Source organism: Dawidia cretensis, from assembly GCF_018598175.1.
Classification (GTDB): Bacteria; Bacteroidota; Bacteroidia; order Cytophagales; family Cyclobacteriaceae; genus Ohtaekwangia; species Ohtaekwangia cretensis.
Map to the genome: position 1 here is coordinate 21,798 of NZ_JAHESE010000038.1, position 18,943 is coordinate 40,740.

At 51.2% G+C, this 18,943-nt stretch carries 12 protein-coding genes; 6 read left to right on the forward strand and 6 right to left on the reverse strand.

Annotation, left to right across the window (positions count from 1 at the left end; genetic code table 11):
- From KK062_RS25630 to KK062_RS25655, 6 genes are all read left to right on the forward strand, one after another.
- The gene (locus KK062_RS25630) at positions 1–420 is read left to right on the forward strand and encodes a hypothetical protein (protein WP_254087231.1); all 420 of its coding nucleotides are present in this window, start codon (positions 1–3) and stop codon (positions 418–420) included.
- A 1-nt stretch (position 421) separates the two neighbouring features.
- Positions 422–2,653: an SGNH/GDSL hydrolase family protein gene (locus tag KK062_RS25635; protein WP_254087232.1), complete on the forward strand. Its 2,232-nt coding sequence runs from the start codon at positions 422–424 to the stop codon at positions 2,651–2,653.
- A gap of 208 nt (positions 2,654–2,861) precedes the next feature.
- Complete coding sequence (locus KK062_RS25640; RefSeq protein WP_254087233.1) at positions 2,862–3,200, forward strand: PadR family transcriptional regulator; 339 nt, start codon at positions 2,862–2,864, stop codon at positions 3,198–3,200.
- A complete protein-coding gene (locus KK062_RS25645; protein ID WP_254087234.1) occupies positions 3,197–5,800 on the forward strand; it encodes an ABC transporter permease in 2,604 nt (867 codons plus the stop codon). Before KK062_RS25640 ends, KK062_RS25645 begins: the two co-directional genes overlap by 4 nt.
- A gap of 156 nt (positions 5,801–5,956) precedes the next feature.
- On the forward strand, positions 5,957–8,353 hold the full coding sequence (locus KK062_RS25650; protein WP_254087235.1) for a TonB-dependent receptor: 2,397 nt from the start codon (positions 5,957–5,959) through the stop codon (positions 8,351–8,353).
- 209 nt (positions 8,354–8,562) lie between these two features.
- Positions 8,563–9,570, forward strand: a complete 1,008-nt coding sequence (locus KK062_RS25655) for an SDR family oxidoreductase (RefSeq protein WP_254087236.1) — start codon at positions 8,563–8,565, stop codon at positions 9,568–9,570.
- A 102-nt stretch (positions 9,571–9,672) separates the two neighbouring features.
- Here the strand turns inward: KK062_RS25655 and KK062_RS25660 are convergent, their stop codons facing one another.
- From KK062_RS25660 to KK062_RS25685, 6 genes are all read right to left on the reverse strand, one after another.
- Positions 9,673–11,277: a RagB/SusD family nutrient uptake outer membrane protein gene (locus KK062_RS25660; RefSeq protein WP_254087237.1), complete on the reverse strand. Its 1,605-nt coding sequence runs from the start codon at positions 11,275–11,277 to the stop codon at positions 9,673–9,675.
- A 21-nt stretch (positions 11,278–11,298) separates the two neighbouring features.
- Entirely contained in the window at positions 11,299–14,721 is a 3,423-nt protein-coding gene (locus tag KK062_RS25665; protein ID WP_254087238.1) for a SusC/RagA family TonB-linked outer membrane protein, read from the reverse strand.
- Positions 14,722–14,847: 126 nt separating this feature from the next.
- The gene (locus tag KK062_RS25670; RefSeq protein WP_254087239.1) at positions 14,848–15,900 is read right to left on the reverse strand and encodes a FecR family protein; all 1,053 of its coding nucleotides are present in this window, start codon (positions 15,898–15,900) and stop codon (positions 14,848–14,850) included.
- 159 nt (positions 15,901–16,059) lie between these two features.
- Positions 16,060–16,641, reverse strand: a complete 582-nt coding sequence (locus KK062_RS25675) for an RNA polymerase sigma factor (RefSeq protein WP_254087240.1) — start codon at positions 16,639–16,641, stop codon at positions 16,060–16,062.
- Between the two features lie 149 nt (positions 16,642–16,790).
- Entirely contained in the window at positions 16,791–17,894 is a 1,104-nt protein-coding gene (locus KK062_RS25680) for an acyltransferase family protein (RefSeq protein WP_254087241.1), read from the reverse strand.
- A 317-nt stretch (positions 17,895–18,211) separates the two neighbouring features.
- Complete coding sequence (locus KK062_RS25685) at positions 18,212–18,784, reverse strand: GNAT family N-acetyltransferase (protein ID WP_254087242.1); 573 nt, start codon at positions 18,782–18,784, stop codon at positions 18,212–18,214.
- Positions 18,785–18,943 lie beyond the last annotated feature (159 nt).

Consider the following 18,943-nt stretch of genomic DNA (forward strand, 5'->3'; position numbering starts at 1 on the left):
ATGATAACCATAACTCAAAAAACCAAAGAGCTTCTCATGAGTGGAAGTATCAATCTTCAGGTTGACACCTTTAAAATAATGGCGTGCAGCCAATTCACACCAAACGCTGCCACGCAAGACTTTATACCTTCTGTGTCGTCGTTTGAAATCACAGCAACGGGATATACCGCCGGTGGCGCTCCCCTCTCGGGCCAATCCATCGATCGGAATAATACGGACCTGCGCATCTACTGGAACTTCAACGACCCCAGCTGGACCATCACCGGCACCATGACGGCTCAAATGTTCGTGATCTACAAGGACACCGGCACGCCCGAGACGTCGCCCATTGTTGCCATCATTGACAAGGGCGCGCCGCAATCCAGAACCGATGCAGACTTCGTACTGCAATTAAATGCAAAGGGTTTAATTGGATTATAGTATGACCATACCAATCGATCTGTACACGATTGACTTCGTGACGCTGGAGCCGGATATCGCCGTTGCAGAGATCCACATCGCCGCCTACGATCCGGGCAACGGTAAAGTAGGGCTGAGCATTGACTATCCTGTCAACATCCTCACGGGCACGCCACGTATTGTTGGCCTGGGCTCTTCCACGATGACTGCAGCCGGCGCCAGCAGCTACGCGAATGGCCTTCCCGGATTACTCACGACATGGGTGAACAACAACTCCGCCGGCGGCATATTCATTGAAATGGCTGAGAACGGCAAGTGGAGTGGCGCATTCATGCCAGACGGAGAGAACGCCGCCAGTGATTGGAACCTGAATATAGAGGCAGCGCTCGCACTCCATCCCACGATCATTATCGTGTCGCTGCCGTCAAACGACCCGTCGTTTAACACCAACGCGCAATTCCTCTCCAATCTGCAGCGTATTTCCGATGTTTGCCGGGAACGAAATATATACTGCTTTGTCACCACTACGCAACCGCGAACAGAATACAACAGCACCCTGCAACAGATGCTGTACGACGCGGCGCAACTCATCCGGAATAGGTTTGAGAACTTTGCGGTAGAGGTATTCGCGCCGCTGGCCGAGCCACACACGGCACAACTTCCGGCTGTTATAAAGCCACAATACCGCCCCGGCGCAGATGCGATACACGTTAACAATGCCGGGCATGCCCTCATACGAGATGCCGTGGTCGCAACCATGCAGGCTTACTTCATAAACAAACACTATGTAAAATACCAGGTGCAGCGAAGCACCAGTCCAACGACCGACTTCTCCCTATACCTGGATAATATAACCACAAACGACATTCAATTTAACCGGCAGGATGGCCAGCGATATTACTACCGCGTACGTGCACAACGCTCCGACTTGAGTTACACCACCTTTTCGAATGTTGTGAGCCTGCGGCAGGAGATTTACGCCGGCGAGGTTATCCAGACTGTGCGGATAAACTTTGCCAACACGGACCGGCCGGGCCCGGTTGCCGGATGGAATACGTTGCTGCCGGCAGGCAACGTGCCGACGGCCGGCCAGGAGTTTAATAACATGCTGGATACCGCTGGCGTAAACAGTAGCATCGGTGTAAAGATTACCGGGGCATTTGCCAGCGTGCGGTCCAATGGCGGCAGCGGCGGCCCGGTCTTCCCGGTAGATGTTATTCGCACCAGTTGGCTCGCCGACGCCACCAACCGTGCCGAGTTACGCTTCTCCGGTTTGGACCCGGCGTTTCTGTATACTTTTAAATTTCTTGCGTCGTATGCTACTTCTCCGGATGCTGCTCCGTGGTACAGCGGCTATGTGGTTGGCAACCGTTCAGCATCTGTGGCCGCAAACAACCCTGTGACGTACGCGAATAACGGCACTACGGCCGACCTACCGGGCCTCCAGCCAAAGCCAGACGGAACCGTTACGGTCAAAATAAAAGCGTTGCCGGCCGTTGCATTTGCATTCGTGAATGCGCTCATTCTTCAGAAGCTCAACCAGAGCAACGCGGTTTCGCTGGACCTGCAAACATTTGACTTTACGAAGCTGGAGCCCGTAGTACGCCTGGGTGGAATAACCGAGGGAACAGTAAATATAAACCTCACCGGACCGCTCGATACCGACGTGCCGACATGGAACAAGGTAAACGCCACCACGTCAGAAACGGTCAACGATCTGACCAGGACTGACGGCGTAAACACCAGCATGGGTATGCGGTTTACCAATATCCAGCAGCCGCGCACCGACAACGGACCAGGTTACCCCGGGTCTGCAGCCTATCCCGCCCCGGTGATGCGGTACAACATTTACCGCGCAGGCAACCCGCCCATGGTCATATACCTGACCAACATCAACCCGGCATTCCGGGTGGATCTGGAAATCATGTGCTCGGCCAACGACACGAATAACGTACAGTCTCTGACAGTAGGCAGCGAGACAAAGCAGGTTAATGTCTACGACAATCTCGATCGCCTCGTCACATTCACTGACGTGCATCCGAACACTAACGGCGAGATTGCTATTACCGTCGCGTGGATCTCGGGTCCGTCTACAGGCTTTACATACGTTACCGCTATGAAGGCGACCCTACAAGCCCCCAACATGCCCGTGACGCTGGATTTGTACACGATTGATTTTGTTCTGGAGATCAACCAACAAAGTATTCCGCTGCCATTATATACGACCGTGGGAAACCAAATAAGAACGCTCTAAGAGCCGTCAGAAGGTACACTATGCCCGTAGGCATTGGCCCCTTAGCATGGAACGCGCGTGACCTGGGCACCTCGACTTTTGGAGTGCCCTTTTTTCTATCCTGTCTGTCAGGATAGGCGATATTTACTGCAATTACGATTAATATCATCCATATTTACTGCAATTACGTATAATACATTATATTTACTTCAATCACGTACAATATCCCATGAAAAAGACCAAACTCGGTGAATTTGAAGAGCTTGTATTGTTAACGGTTGCCGCCCTGCAGGAGGACGCCTACGGTTTAAGGATCAAGCAGGAGCTGGAGGAACGCCTGCGCGAAGACCTCAGCATGGGATCTATACAATCGGCTTTAAAACGCCTGGAAGAGAAGGGATTTCTGAAGTCCGAGTTTGGCGATGCTACCCCACAACGCGGGGGAAAACGAAAACGCATTTATGAAATAACACCCTACGCGCACCGCACCCTGGCCGAATTAAAAGCCATTCGTGCGGACCTTTGGAAGTCAATTCCTAAACTGGCCGGTAGCCTGAAGACCATATGAGTACGTTTCATGAAATCCGCCCGCCGCAGTGGCCCCTTGCCATACTTCGTTTCTTTATCAAGAAGGAGTACCTCGAAGAAATTGAAGGTGACATGGAGGAGCTCTTTTATGACAATATTGCCCGATGGCCCATTAACAAGGCGAGAAAAATATATACCGTGGAAGTGATCAAGCTTCTACGGCCCGTGCTGTTAAAGAAGCTCGGACGTTCATTCACTTTATCCCCCTACCCCATGTACAGAAACTACTTCAAAACTTCGCTGCGGGGCTTGATGCGAAATCCACTGACCTCCTTCATCAATGTCTTTGGATTGTCGGTTGCCATTGGTATTTGCCTGATTGTGTATGCCTTCTTGCTCTACGACCGGAGCATCGACCAGTTCCACGTCAATAAACACGCGCTATACCTTACCACTTTTTCGACTGAGCACGACGGCGAGCGGCAGCAGTATGGCCTTACGCCCCGGCCATTGGGTGACAGACTTCGACAGGACTTTGCGCAGATCAAAAACGTCTGCCGCATCGAAGAAGCCCAAGTTGTGATAAAGCATGAAGACAATGTATTTCACGAGCAGGTACGGTATGTCGACCCTTCATTTCTCGACATGTTTACGTTCCCCCTCAAATGGGGTACTCCTCACACGTTATCTGACATGACCAGCATCATTCTAAGTGAGGATATGTCGGTCAAATATTTTGGAGACACGAATCCCCTGGGGCTTGATGTGCTGGTGATCTTCAACGATACGACAAAAAAAGTTTTTAAGGTATCGGGTGTAGCGGCACCTTTTCCGAAGTCGCACGATATAAGTTTTGACTTCCTGGTTCATTTCGACAACATCAAAGTAGCAGACCCCGCCTATAATACCGACGACTGGCGCGCGCTCTTACCCGCCACCTTCATTCAGGTGGACGATCCGGCCGGACTCCGGGCGATCGAGCAGCAAATGAAACAATACCAAACACTACAGAACGAAGCTCAACCTGAGCGGCCGCTGGCGGCGTTTTCCTTTGAGCCGCTCACGACGCTCCACGAACGGGCCTCAAGTCTTCGGGACGCCATCGTGCATGACTATAACGTCGAGGGTAGAATGGGCATGCCGATCATCGCCATTTTTATGATCGTACTGGCCTGCTTCAACTATATCAACATTGCTATTGTATCGGCCTCCAGGCGGCTGAAAGAAATCGGCGTTCGAAAGGTGATCGGCGCCAACCGGCGGAAAGTGATGATGCAATTCCTCTCTGAAAATGTCGTGGTCACCTCCTTCGCCGCCGGCATTGGAATTATCCTTTGTTACTTCGTTTTCTTGCCGTGGTTCGTACAATTTTCCGGATGGCCGCTCGAGCTTCCATTATTGCACGGAAACCTTTGGGTATTCCTGGCAGCCTTACTGTTGTTTACGGCGATTGTCTCCGGGCTCTACCCGGCACTCTACATCTCTAACTTCGATGCTGTTAAAATATTTCGCGGCTCGCTGCAATTTGGAAAGCACAATCCATTTACGCGTGTATTTCTTTGTGTCCAGCTCGTACTGGCCTGTATTACCATTACCGCGGGCGTTGTCTTCACGCAGAACAATCACTTTCAAAACAATAGAAGCTGGGGATACGATCAGAAGCACGTGGTCTATGCGAATGTTCCCGATGCTCCCGCGTATGATCGTTTACTGGCTGCCATGAAACAGCAGCCCGGTGTCATCCGATCGGCGGGATCGACAGACCACCTCGGAAAGACATTCTCCTCGGTATTGTTACGTCAACCTTCGCATCAACAATACGAGGCGGGGCGACTGGCTGTCGACGCGCACTATTTTGAAACCATGGGACTGCGGTTAGTCGCGGGACGTGGCTTTCAGGAAGATTCTGAAAATGACCGCCGCGCATTAGTCGTAAACGAATTGCTGGTGCACCAGCTGAAGCTGACGCATCCGCTGGGCCAACAGTTTGAAATGGACGGTATACCCTACGAGATCATCGGCGTGGTACAAGACTTTCACCATCGGAATTTCTTTAATCCGATCCAACCCGCAGTCTTTACGTTGGCAGCCCGCAATGACTATCGTTACCTGTCGTTGCGTGTCGAGCACGGCGCAGAAGAGAGAACGTATCAGGCGTTGCTACAGCAATGGGCAAAGCTATATCCAGAGATTCCGTTTCAAGGTGGCCATCAGGCCGATACCTGGGGAACGTACTTTCACAGTGTGAATCGGTCCGAGACGTTTAACAAGGTTATTGCTTCCATCGCTGTATTACTGGCAAGTCTCGGGTTGTATGGCCTGGTGACACTCAATGTATCGGGACGGATCAAAGAATTCAGCATTCGCAAAATACTGGGCGCTGGCGTTAAGAATATAACGACGGGGTTGCTGCGCCAATATGTTGCATTAATCACGGTATCGTTACTGATTGGCGCACCCCTGAGCTATTTCTTCGCGCGGGCCTACCTGGCAATGCTTTTTGCCTACCCGATGCCCATGGACTATTCCGGGACCGGCATTGCCTTGTTCATCTTACTCAGTATTGTATTGTTGGTCATTGCCACTCAGATCAGACAGGTGCTTCGATCAAGCTCGGTGGAAGGGTTAAAAATGGAGTAACCCTAACCACACTTCTCCTCCCCTCTACAACGTAGAAGAGTACCCTATACAGGGTATTGTATAGAATAATTCTAAATAGGTATTGTGATTCCTATACAGGAGTTGCATAATTGCGGCGAGAAACCAACCTCTATACACTATTTATAATTATTTACTATGAAAATTTCAGCGCTTACTCTTTTGATGTTGCTGAGTGGCTCGGTGCTCTTTGCACAGACCACTGGCTCCGTGAGTGGCACGGTGAAAACCTCTGACGGGTCACCGGCAGAGTTTGTAAACGTGACACTCGAAGGCACCTCTAAGGGCACGGTGGCAGATGCCCGCGGCCGCTTCAAAATCGGCAACCTCGCCCCGGGATCTTATACCCTGGTAGTCTCCTTTATTGGTCTGGAGACCCAACAGCGGGTGATTGAAATCACCGCAGGTCAAACCAAGGAGATAGATCTTGTCCTGAAGGAGAACTCGTCAGAGCTGCAGGAAGTAGTAATTTCTGGCACGCGCGATTCGTACAAAGCCGACCGTACCTCTTCGTCGCTGCGTCTGAGTTCTTCCCTGCTCGAGACACCACAGAATATACAGGTGGTGACCGGTGAAGTATTAAAAGACCAGCAGATCATCAGCATGAGCGATGGGTTGATCCGCAACGTGAGCGGTGTGACGCGCGCCGAACACTGGGGTGACATGTATGCCAACCTCAGCGCCCGCGGATCGCAATTGCAGGCGTTCCGCAACGGTTTCAATATCGTAAACTCGTACTGGGGCCCGCTGACGGAAGATATGGCGTTTGTCGATCACGTTGAATTTGTGAAAGGCCCCGCGGGCTTTATGCTGGCGAGCGGCGACCCGGCAGGTCTTTTCAACGTCGTGACGAAGAAGCCTACGGGCCAAACCAAAGGCGAAGCTACCGTGACGATGGGCAGCTGGGGCTTGTTCCGCACAACGCTGGACCTGGACGGCAAGCTCGAGTCCAGCGGCAAACTGCTGTACCGCCTCAACCTGGCCGCACAAAACAAAAACTCTTTCCGCCCCAACGAATACAACGACCGCTATGTAGTGGCGCCGGTAATTTCTTACCAGGTGGACGAGAAGACAAAGTTTACACTCGAGTACGATTACCAGCGCGCCAACATGAGCGACGTGGGCTCGTTCTATCTTTTCGCCAAGAACGAGTTTGCGGAATTTGGCCGCGACGTTACCTCGTTACCGGCAGGCCTCCCCGGTACTGTCATTAACGATCACGCGGTATACCTGAACATGCAGCACGAGCTGAGCGACAACTGGAAGGTCACTGCACAGGTAGCCCGGTTTATCTATAACATGGAAGGCTCCTCTATGTGGCCCACGATTTTTAATGACGACGGCACCTATATCCGTACGGTGGGCATTTGGGATGCCAGCAGCAAGATGTCGCTCGGGCAAATCTTTATAAACGGCGAAGCTACCACCGGCAAAATCCGGCACCGTGTGTTGGGTGGCATCGACATCGGCCGCAAAGCGTATATGGCCGATTGGAGCCAGGGACATGACCTGGACTCATTGACCCATCCATTCGATCCGTACAATCCGGACCTGGGTGTGCCTCGGAATGGCTACCCGCAATTTGACCGCGAAACGCCGCTGGTCGAGCGCGCACAGCAAACCGGCGGTATTTACGACACACATTACACCAGTGCCTACCTGCAAGACGAGCTGGGCTTCCTGGACAACAAGATCAGGCTTACACTGGCCCTGCGCTACACGGATCTCGCGATCGTTTCCTACAACGGCGAGCCTGAGACGGCCGAGCATCTCACACCACGTGTTGGCGTAAGCGTAACCCTCACGCCAACACTTTCCGGTTATGCCTTATATGATCAGGCATTCGTTCCGCAAAACCCGTTAGGTGCTGCCGGCGCAGATGTAAAGCCTATCACAGGTGACAATCGGGAGATCGGTTTTAAGAAAAACTGGAACGGTGGCTGGTCTACGACATTATCGGCATTCAGCATTTTGAAAAACGACGAGTTAACCTCCAATACACAGACGGAGGACCGAAATGATATGATTGCCATCGGTCAGAAACGTGCCCAGGGTATCGAATTCGACCTGCGCGGTTCTATCATGCCGGGCTTGAACGCTATCTTCAACTACTCATACATGAATTCGAAGGTCACAGAGGGTACCGATGGCTTTACCGAAGAAGGTGACATCGTTCCCGGCTTTGCTAAACAAACCTTTAATACATGGTTGACCTACAAAGTGCAAAACGGTGCGCTGAAAGGCTTCGGCGCATCCGCCGGCTATACTTTCCTCATGGACCGCGCCACCTATTATACAGCGACGCCTGATCCGAGTAAAAGCCTCGAAGATTACTTCAAGCTGGATGCCGGTCTATTTTGGGAGAAAGACCGCATTAAATTCACAGTAAACGTATTCAACGTGCTGGATGCCTACCTGTACAGCGGCTCGTATGAAGATTGGGTAACGCGCGCTGATGGAATGGCGTCCCCCGTTTACGGCTATCAGGTGGAAGCTCCGAGAAACGCACGCTTTAGCGTAGCGTACAGCTTCTAAGCTGCGCTTTTAACACATTGCGGCGCACCACACAAAGCTTGCAGACAAAGATCTGCAAGCTTTTTTTATGGCATCGCTCCCCGGTATGTCCGTTGCTTCGCCTCCGGTCCACCTGTCCATTTATTTCGCCATTTGACGCCAACAGGGAGTGTGCGTCATCGGCACACGGGTGGCAGGATTTTTTCGCTGATACCCCCTAAAGAACCAACATGAACAAGAACGAGACCTACAGCACCGGGCGCAGAAAGGCCATCGGCAGCCTGGGTGTGGGGCTGGCGACGCTCGCTGTACCCACTGTTACATCGGCTACCACATCGGCACCCGCGCAGACGCCGGTAAGCATTGACGATCCGCTAACGAAGTATCCGAAGCCACCTTTCAAACATCAGTCACAACCGTGGCCTGGCCTGGCATCCAAAATGGATCCACGACCAGATCATGGTGAGAAAAGCTATAAGGGCTCCGGCCGGTTAAAGGGAATGAAGGCACTTATCACCGGTGGCGACTCGGGCATGGGTCGCGCGGCGGCCATTGCCTATGCGCGCGAGGGTGCCGACGTCGCTATCAACTACTACCCCACCGAAGAGCCTGATGCAAAAGAAGTGATCGAGCTGATCAAAGCCGAGGGGAGAAAGGCAATGGCCATTCCCGGCGACCTTCGCGACGAGAGCTTCTGCAAGCGACTGGTAGATGAGGCGGTGAAGGGCCTGGGTGGCCTTGACATTCTGGTAAACAATGCTGCGCGTCAGCAAACGAAAGCCTCTATTCTGGACATTAGCTCGGAGGATTTCGACGCTACCATGAAAACCAATATATACGCGCCGTTCTGGATTATTAAGGCGGCCCTCCCTCACCTGAAGCCGGGTGCCGTAATCATCGGGACAACATCTGTACAGGCATCCGATCCGTCGGCTGAACTCTATGACTATGCGCAAACGAAAGCCGCTACGACCAATTATGTTAGGTCGCTGGCCAAACAGCTGGGGCCGAAGGGCATTCGCGTTAACGGCGTGGCGCCCGGTCCAATCTGGACACCCCTGCAGGTGAGTGGTGGTGCGACCCAGGAAAAACTGGAAAAGTTTGGGGGAGAAACACCGCTCGGCCGCCCCGGGCAGCCCGTGGAGCTGGCGTCGATCTACGTGCAACTGGCAGACCCGAGTGCCAGCTATGCGAACGGGCAGATATATGGCGCGGCGGGAGGCGGTGGTCAACCCTAACGGGCGTCTAAATAAAAAAAGGAGCATTTTTGATGCTCCTTTTTTATTTATTCAAAAATATACCGCAGCGCGTCGGCCGCGGTATACCTTTTATCATGCTTGTTAATTGTAGCCGGGATTGTTATCGCCCAGTGCCGGATTGCGTTGTCTTTCATTATTGGACAGCGGCAGTAACAGATATGTCGACGTATAGGTCTTACCCCAGGGGTTGGTAGCGCCGACGACGTTGACATAGGTCACTTCCCCAGGATTTGCTTCGTTTGCTTGCGGATAACGCTGCGTGCGGAGAATATCGAACCAGGTTTTGAACTCGAATACAAGCTCGCGGTTACGTTCGGTCCACACCTCCTCCACAAACTCCTGCGTCGCCAGACCTGAGAGGTCGGTTGCGATATCGGCGGGATCCTGCTTCCAGTATGCTCTTGCCCGTACCTGCGTTAAGTAATCGGCGGCCTCTTCTGTTACGCCTTCCGATTGTGCGATGGCCTCGGCGGCAATCAGCAGCACGTCGGAGTAGGTATAAATGGCAACGTCTTTACCAGAGTTACCGGTTTGAAAGAGCGCTGCCTCGTCATACCAGATATAAGGCGTCTCCCGAAAAGTGACCGTGTTACCGTCCGCGCCGATCATGGAAGTATGAAAATATTGTTTCTCCTGTATTCTCAAATCTTCCTCCGGATCATACATCGCTAGAAACTCCTCCTCCGGCTGATATGCTCCGTTCACCACCGAGTATTTCACGACCTTATCTTCGAAGCCTTCAAAGGCAGGAACTGTCCAGCGCGGATAGTCGCTTGCGGTGATCGCCGCGTCATACTCGCGGTAGAAGATATATTCGTTTGCAGTTTTGTCTGCGCGGCGGATCTGATTGTACGCGCTATTCGGCAGGTCTACGTTGCCGCCGTTCATTTGGTGCGGAGCCAGGCTATAGCTGCCAAACTCGCCGTTGATCACGCGTCGCGCCATCGCGGCAGCGTCGGCATAATGATCGTCCTCCAGCGGGTAGCCGCTCATGGTGAGGTATACTTCCGCCAGCAACGTGGCCGCAGCGCCTTTCGTCACGCGGCCGCTATTGGTGGCCATGGTTACAGCAGCCATATCGCTCTCGTCTACGGCCCACAGCAGATCTGTAACAATCTGGTCGTATACCGTCGCGATGGGAGCTCTGCCCACATAAACTTCATCTGCCAGCGATACCACCGGCTCGGTAATAAGCGGTACCTCGCCAAACAATCTCACCAGGAAATAGTAAGCATACGCACGGAAAAATCTTGCTTCGCCCTCCAGCTGACCGATCTCCGCTTCGGTAAGGCCCGGGGTCGTTGCAATATTCTTAATTGCAAAGTTAGCCCGTGCAACACCGTTATACAGCTCGGCCCACCGGTCGTCCAGGTATCCGGAAATGTTTGTGCCATTGAGTGTTAGTTGCTGCGCGTGGCTGGCGTGCACTTCCTGTCCTTTGTATTGGTTATCAAAGAAGCCCGACATGTCCTGAAAGAAAATGGAGGGTGTACCTGCGTACGCCGAACCGTCAAACATCTGCGGTGCACCGTTTCGGTAGAGTGTATTTACGGCGTTAAAGGCATGGTCGCGGTCAGAAAAGAACTGATCGCTCGCCATTTCGTCTTTTGGTTCCTCCTCCAGAAAGTCTGAACAAGAAAAGGCGCTTAGCCCAGCCAGGAGTATGATTAATTGTATTTTTTTCATAATCTGTTCAAGTTAAAGTGATCAGAACTGCAGGTTTACACCAAGCGTATAGGTGGTAGGCTTCGGATACTGGAAGAAGAAAATGTTTTGGCCCCACTGTGCATCCGTTCCTGTCCACGAGGTCGCTTCCGGATCATACCCTTTAAAGTCTTTCGAGTCGATCACAAAGGCGTTTTGTACGTTGGCATAAACACGCAGGTTGCGCAGCTTAAGACGCTCCAGCATGTCGCTGTTGAGGGTATACCCCAGCGAGAACAAATTGCCGCGCAGGTAGGAGCCGTCGGCTACCCAGTGGCTATCGACCTCGCTGTTCTGGCCACCACGGCCCTGGTGACGGATCTCCTGCACCATCGTGTTCTGGCGCTCGGGCGTCCAGCTGTCGGTCAGAATCGTCCGTAAGCCGTTGGCAATACCCGAACGGTCTTCGGTCGAGTGGAAGAATTGCTGGAGAATGTCTACGCCGTATACAAATTGCAGATCGACGGTCAAATCCCAGTTTTTATACCGGAAGGTGTTGATAAAGCTTCCGGTCCAGTCAGGCAAGCCTTTGCCGATGATCTTCTTTTCAGTAGAGCGTTTCGCTTCTCCTGGTTTATAGCCGCGTTCTGCGGCCTCTTCGGCTTCGTCAGTACTCCAGGTTCCCAGGCGCTCGTACCCCCAGAAGGAGCTTAATGACTCCCCTACGCGCAAGATGGTTTGGCTACCCGATACCCAGTTCGGGCCAGGAAAAATGTCCTCGTCATTCTCGCCAAGCTTTTCAATTTTATTTTCGTTTCGATTGAAGTTAAGGGAGGTGGTCCAACGGAAGTCATTCGTCTCCGCATTCACCGATGTGATCATACCTTCTATACCGCGGTTCGACACCGAGCCAATATTTGCTGTTACGGTCTTGAAGCCGGACGAATACGGCACTGGTCTATCCAGCAGCAGGTCGGTGGTCAGCCTGTGGTAGTAGTCAAACTCGAACGACAGGCGGTTGTTGAACCAGCCCATGTTGAACCCGACGTCGAACTGACGTGTCTTTTCCCACTTCAGATCAGGATTTGCGATACCTCTTAAATGAGCTTCTGTACCACGTGTTCCGTTGATCAGCGTGTTACCCGACTCGACGGTAGACAATGACCGGTAGAAACCAATTTCAGTGTTGCCGGTATATCCAAAGCTAGTGCGCACTTTAAACTCCGACAGGTTTGTGATATCCTGCATAAAGGGTTCGCTGGACACCATCCAGCCCAAACCGGCCGAAGGGAAAAAGGCATATTTATTGTTCTTTCCGAATCGAGAAGATCCATCGACACGTCCCGTCAACGTCAGCATATACTTATCGCGGTACGTATAACCACCCCGGAGAAAGTAGGAGTTCATTGCCCATTTTTCATATTCTGACTCGGGTGCTTTCGGGATGCTACCGGCTTGCAGACGATTATACCGGAAGAAGTTATCAGCAAATCCTTCTACTTCCACAAAATTCCGGTCATACATGCGTTCCTGCCAGCTCAAGCCGAGCACCCCATTGATGCGGTGGTCGGTGCCCAACTCTTTGTTATAGGACAGGTAGGTCTCTTCCTGCCAGTAGTTTATGCGTTGTGATTCTACGCGGGCGCGGCCGTTGGGCGACGAGATGTTTACCAGGTCGGTCGGTGAATATTCCTGGAAGTCGCGTTCGTTTTGGTCGAAGCCAAATTGCGTGCGCAGGTCGAGGCCCGGCAGCAGGTGAAACGTCATGTATACGTTGCCAAACAACTGCGTTCTTTTGCGCAGGCGATCTTGTGTCTCCAGCACGTGCACGGGGTTGGCCATCGCCTCGAGGCTGTAAGAGTCTGTCACCATGTTGCTGGCCGCCCAGGTACCATCGGGGAACTTTACCGGGAAGATCGGGGGCATCTCAATCATCGTACGGCGCGGCATCTGGTGGCCTCCGGTCTCTTCTACTTCATTTTCTTTTATTACGTTCGCCAACAGGTTCACTCCAATCGTAAGCCACTTCGTGGGATTGGCGTCATAGGCGATTTTGCCACTGATGCGGTTCATCCAGCTGTTAAGCATGATGCCTTCCATGCGCGAGTAGTTCAGGAACGCACCCATAGACGATTTTTCGCTTTTCTGTTGTATGGACAGCTGGTGGTTGTACGATATCGCAGTACGGGTAGACTCTTTCTGCCAGTCTGTGTCGTAGAGCGGGTTGCCGTTGGCATCGAACAAACGGGGATCATCCGCTGTGAAAACCGGTGACGCGCTTGGATTATACTTCGGAGAGTTTTCAATACCGGTCTGTACTACATCCAGCCACTCCCTGGCGTTGAGCAGGTCCATCTCCTTGCGCATGTGACCGGCGCTGACGAAGCCATCGTACCCGATAATCATACCTTCTGTCGCCGCGCCACGCCGGGTCGATACCAGGATAACACCGTTGGCACCTCGGGAACCGTAGATAGCAGTAGAAGAAGCATCTTTCAGTACTTCCATACTTTCGATATCGTTGGGGTTCAGGTATTTGATATCTTCCATGACCACACCGTCCACCACGAATAACGGGCCCGAGTTGGCATTGATCGTTCCCACACCGCGGATGATTACGCGGGGGCTCGCAGTAGGTGATCCTGAGTTGAGGAATACATTCACACCTGCTACTTTACCTTTGAGGCCCTGAAGGGCGTTGTTCACGGGTGCCGTCAGCAGGTCGCTTCCTTTTACCACGCCCACGGAGCCGGTCACGTCTGATTTTCGCTGGGTACCGTACCCAACCACAACAACTTCATTCAGTGTCTTGGTATCCGCTGCCAGCGTAACATCGACGACACTACGGCCACCGACGGTGACTTCCTGCGTGGTATAGCCAATGAACGAAAACACGAGAACGGCTGTCGTGGGATCTGCGGCTAATGAAAACTTACCGTTAGCATCGGTCGTGGTACCGTTAGAAGTACCTTTCACCAACACGTTTACACCTGGTAGGCCTTGGGCGTCACTGTCGAACACAGTACCCGTGATGGTCGCCTGCATTTCACCCAGATCTTCGGGTTGTTGAAAAAGGTTGGCGTTGAGCGTACCCAGGTTTGTCAACGACGTAGACGCCGTGTCTTTACGTTTGTTCAACACGATGCGGTCTTTCACGACACCATACTGAATTTGGAATGGTGTGAGTAAGCGGTTCAATACACTCGAGAGTTTTTCCTGTTGTGCACTGATCGTCACTTCTTCTTTGAGCGAGATGAAATTTTTGCTGTAGATGAACTTAACATCTGCACTTCTTTCAATTTCGTCAAGTGCCCTCGCAAGCTTAATATTTTCAAAACTAACGGTAACATCTCGCTCCAACGGATTTTCGTCTTTACTATTCGCGGCAAAAGAAATTACTGTCAGCATCAACATGACAGCGATCTGCCTGCATGTGATGTGGATCACCTTGCCCAGGCAGGCATTTGTTTGTAGAAACTGTTTCATTTTGATTCCTTGTTTTTTGGGGTTGCTTAATGCAAGCGCGACGCATTCACATCGCCTTGTTCTCTTCTTCCTTGTTGCGATTGTTGGGTCGTTAGGTTTGTCGTTTTCTTTGCATGTAGTGGTGATTTAGGGGTTGGGTAATAGTGAGCATCCCTGTCCGCGTAAGCGAATGGTATTGCCCTCAAGTTCATAGGTTGCGTCAACCGACAAGCTTAACATCTCGAGAATGTCAGGCAAGTTCAGGTTGCTTAAATCCGCCCGTAGGAGGCAGTTCATCAGGGCCTTGTTCTCGGCCTCGATGCGGACACTAAATTTCTCATTCAAGAGGGGAAGCACGTTACGCAACGGTTCGTTGTCAAAGATGAACGTTGTAGACTTCCAGATATCAAGCTCCGGCAAGTCCTGCCCTTCTTGTTTCTCCAGCCGGTGTTGCGCTTTTACGTAGCGGGCACGTTGTTGCGCGACAAGTGATACTGACGAGGCATCGACAGGGGTTGTATTTATAGAGTCCTGAATGTTTACCGATACCTTTCCGGTCATTACAGATACTTCGATCGAGGGAGCATTATCGTATGCTCTTATATTAAAACTCGTGCCTAGCACCCGCGTGACTACATTTCCGGAAGTGATGAAAAAAGGTTTGGAAGGATCACGTGCAATGGAGAAGAATGCCTCTCCCTTTAATTGGAGTGTACGCCCGGTCGTGGAGAAAGCCGCGGGATAATTTATCTCGCTACCCGGCTGAAGCCACACCACCGATCCATCGGGCAAGGATTGACGCAGAATCGTTTTGGAGGTGTTAACCACATACCGTGTTTCCGCGGCATTGCTCACTTGCCCCTGCCCGGGATTGAGCGCCACGCGTTCTGTTAACCAGTAAGCACCTATGGCCAGCGCAAGGATCGCGATAGACGCCGCAACGCGATAAAATAGAGAATAGGACTGCGTGCGTTGCGGTAGCATAAACGGTATGGGCTCTTGTTCGCCCAGCGTCTGCTTAATCCGCCGCAACATGCTGCGCTCCAAAATATCCTGTTGTGCAGGTGTGAGCGGCAGCTCCTGAACCTCCCGGTCATTCAGTGCCGCATACCAGGCATTCACACACACTTCTTCTTCCGGTGTGCATTCGTGCTGCAGATACCGCTGCAAAAGCTCGGGGGTGACATCCTTGCTATTCATCCACTATATCGGTTTAGCAAGTAAGTCCCGTCAACAAACGTTTTCCCCTACGCCCCAGGGCACTTTTTTTAAAATATCTGAAATATGGAATGCCGTGTACCGTGTCTTAGCACACCATGCTGAGATAAACATTCAGAAAAGCGCCAAGCCCGAATTTGCCTACGGCAAGAAAAAGAGTACAATAACCGACAACGTATAATGTCTGAGAGATGTCCGCAAGACCTTCAACGCTTTTAGCAATTGGTTCTCTACGGTCTTTTCCGAAACCCCCATCTGTGCAGCTACCTGCTTGATGGAGAGGTTCTCCTCGCGGCTCAATCGAAACACCTCCTGGCAACGCGCTGGCAGCTTGCTCACTTCGCGATCTAAGGCATCGTGTAAATCATTGAGAAGCACTGTGTGCTCCGTTGTATCGTCGCGATCTTGTGTAATAGCGATTTGTTTCTCCAGGTAAGTCTTTCGCGTAAGCTGGCGCTCGTAATACGATATGACTTTATACTTCGTCGCCGTAAACAAATACCCGGATAGATTTTGTACCTGCAGGGTAGTCCGGTTCACCCACACGCTGATAAAGATCTCTTGCACCAGCTCTTCGGCCACCATCTTCGAATGCACGCGGTTATACGCCATGGCGTACAACCTCTTCCAATATCGATAATAGATCTCATCAAACGCGGCCATATCCTGCTGCCGCATAAGCTCTACCAGTTTATCATCAGAATATACTTTGAATACGCGCATGGGGGTTGCCGTCAAGGTTATTCGTCTATTCGAGGATAATATTAGAAATTTTCCGTCACAAAATCGCATTTAAAACGATTGAATAACATAAAACAACGATTTCTGCCCTGCTCTCATCCCACAGCCATGCTCGGGCAACCGTTGGGTAATCAACCCGATACGGTCGACGATGAACCCGCCAGTTTATTTTTTAAGAACATACGTACCGGCATGTCCATAAACACCAACACCAGGTATGACAGCCCGATCAGCAACAACGTACCGACGACGGTAATAATGCTCATCAGCAACAACGTAGGTTTATGTGTTTCAACATAGCTCATAAAGATCCAGATAAAGGGATAGTGGATCATATATAGCGGATATGATATGTTGCCAGAGAGCTCACACAGGCGTTGCGCACGCGGCCCCGGAGCCGCGCCCGCGCCAATAGCTATCAGCAACGGAAAACACACAATAACAATGGTCGGTTCAATAATCCAGTTATAGGTGGTCGAGAAGGGCACCACAAGGGTTAACAACAGCAAGCCGGAGGTAATCAGGAAACCCAGCTTGTTGCGAATGATATACCCTGATCGATATACCAGTATACCCGCCAGGAAAGAGAAGAAGACACGAATGCCTCCACCCCAGAAATTATCGCCGCTCCACCCTACGCCCAGATTCGTAGCATGATGTGCTTCATACACCAGCGCCATTGCGCCAACGGCCACCAGTGCCCACAACGCTTTCTTGCCCACACGTATCAACACCACTGCGTATACAATGCTCGCAACGTATTCCCAGAACAAGGACCACGACGGTGGATTGAGGTGGAAAATATTAAAGTATCGCTCAGGCACCAACGGATAGGGAATCATCAGGCACGAAGCCGCAAATGCAATTCCCAACTTGTCGGCATACTTCACCCACAGATTGCTGAAGGGATCAACGATAAAAGCTATCAAGCCCCAGATCGAACAGATGATCACCAGCGGCTGCAAGCGGATCAGCCGTTGTTTAAAAAACTTCGCGAAGCCAATGTTCGCCAACTTCTTGTCATACGCATAGGCAATAACAAAGCCCGACAAACAAAAGAAGAAGTCGACGGCGAGGTACGCGTGTGCAATAAAGTTGTCGTTGTAATCGGGAATGGCTATTTCCATGAAGTGGAAAATCACTACAGCGATCGCCGCCACTCCCCTCAATCCATCCAATATCTCGTAATGCTGCTTTGTATTCAATAAGCTTGCAGCCTGCGTGTGATCGTTCATTCTTCAAACTTAAAAAAATAATCAAATAGTCGATCACCGCTTATCCGATTGATGCCGCTTAATCCGGGCAATAGCGCTCCCACACGATCCATCCTCCGATCCTGCACACCATACGCGGGCTCATGCACTATATACGTGGCTTTGCCCTGGCTGAATGGCGAGGATGCTATTCGTTATTGCAGAGAAAGAAGTAGACCATCAACACATGGGCGTCTGTTTTTCCAATGTTACTCAGCGTATGCGCGAGCCGGCCATCAAAGAATAACGAATTGCCTTCGTAGAGCTCATGGTCTTTTCCGTCGATTGAGCCTGTTCGATCAACCCGTTCTTCTAAAAAGAAACAACGTATATGAAAATTCTAACGTCTCAAATGCTTCAAAGCCAAAGCTCTTGTACCAGGCGACATTCTTCAAGACAGAAGTTTCAAGATAGACCGGTCGTTGGGCCATTTTGGAGCGGCCAATAACATTTAACAACAATGTTGAACCAATTCCTTGATGTTGATATTTCGGATCAACCCCAATGAACCATAGATAGGTAATATCCCCTTTAGGATGATGATTCTTTATCGCCTGCTCACGCTTAGCGATAGACGCTACCCTTAATAACCCAATAGCAAAGATAGCCACCTTTATATCCAGCAATACCGAACGAAGAGTCTGCTTCCTCTCTCGTGGATGAAGCATCAGTGCACACCCCGTATTACCATCGCTAATCCAAATTTCACCAAACGAAAGACAAAGATCAAACGAATATTCCATGAGGCCCTTCATACGTTTCGCCTTGTGCCGGTCTTGCTTTACAACATGATTTACACTCTTGTTATCGTGGAACGATTTTACCAGGATATCGACGACCAATGCGCGATCAGCCTTTTCAGCTCTTCTCATAACGGAATTCTTAAGCATTTCTTTGAAAAGAAATTTACAATACTGACTTTAGAAAACAAACAAGCACGCATAACCGCAGCGTATGACCATGCTGCGCCTGCACTGGGCCCGAACTTTAGTAAGTCCCGCTGCCAGGCTTTGTGGCTTTATACGACCAAA

Excerpts from the sequence above, each read along its gene's own strand:
- KK062_RS25635 (WP_254087232.1), top strand. The coding sequence starts at position 422 with ATGACCATACCAATCGATCTGTACACGATTGACTTCGTGACGCTGGAG.
- KK062_RS25670 (WP_254087239.1), bottom strand. The coding sequence starts at position 15,900 with ATGAATAGCAAGGATGTCACCCCCGAGCTTTTGCAGCGGTATCTGCAG.
- KK062_RS25645 (WP_254087234.1), top strand. The coding sequence starts at position 3,197 with ATGAGTACGTTTCATGAAATCCGCCCGCCGCAGTGGCCCCTTGCCATA.
- KK062_RS25665 (WP_254087238.1), bottom strand. The coding sequence starts at position 14,721 with ATGAAACAGTTTCTACAAACAAATGCCTGCCTGGGCAAGGTGATCCAC.
- KK062_RS25630 (WP_254087231.1), top strand. The coding sequence starts at position 1 with ATGATAACCATAACTCAAAAAACCAAAGAGCTTCTCATGAGTGGAAGT.
- KK062_RS25650 (WP_254087235.1), top strand. The coding sequence starts at position 5,957 with ATGAAAATTTCAGCGCTTACTCTTTTGATGTTGCTGAGTGGCTCGGTG.
- KK062_RS25685 (WP_254087242.1), bottom strand. The coding sequence starts at position 18,784 with ATGAGAAGAGCTGAAAAGGCTGATCGCGCATTGGTCGTCGATATCCTG.
- KK062_RS25655 (WP_254087236.1), top strand. The coding sequence starts at position 8,563 with ATGAACAAGAACGAGACCTACAGCACCGGGCGCAGAAAGGCCATCGGC.
- KK062_RS25680 (WP_254087241.1), bottom strand. The coding sequence starts at position 17,894 with ATGAACGATCACACGCAGGCTGCAAGCTTATTGAATACAAAGCAGCAT.
- KK062_RS25675 (WP_254087240.1), bottom strand. The coding sequence starts at position 16,641 with ATGCGCGTATTCAAAGTATATTCTGATGATAAACTGGTAGAGCTTATG.
- KK062_RS25640 (WP_254087233.1), top strand. The coding sequence starts at position 2,862 with ATGAAAAAGACCAAACTCGGTGAATTTGAAGAGCTTGTATTGTTAACG.
- KK062_RS25660 (WP_254087237.1), bottom strand. The coding sequence starts at position 11,277 with ATGAAAAAAATACAATTAATCATACTCCTGGCTGGGCTAAGCGCCTTT.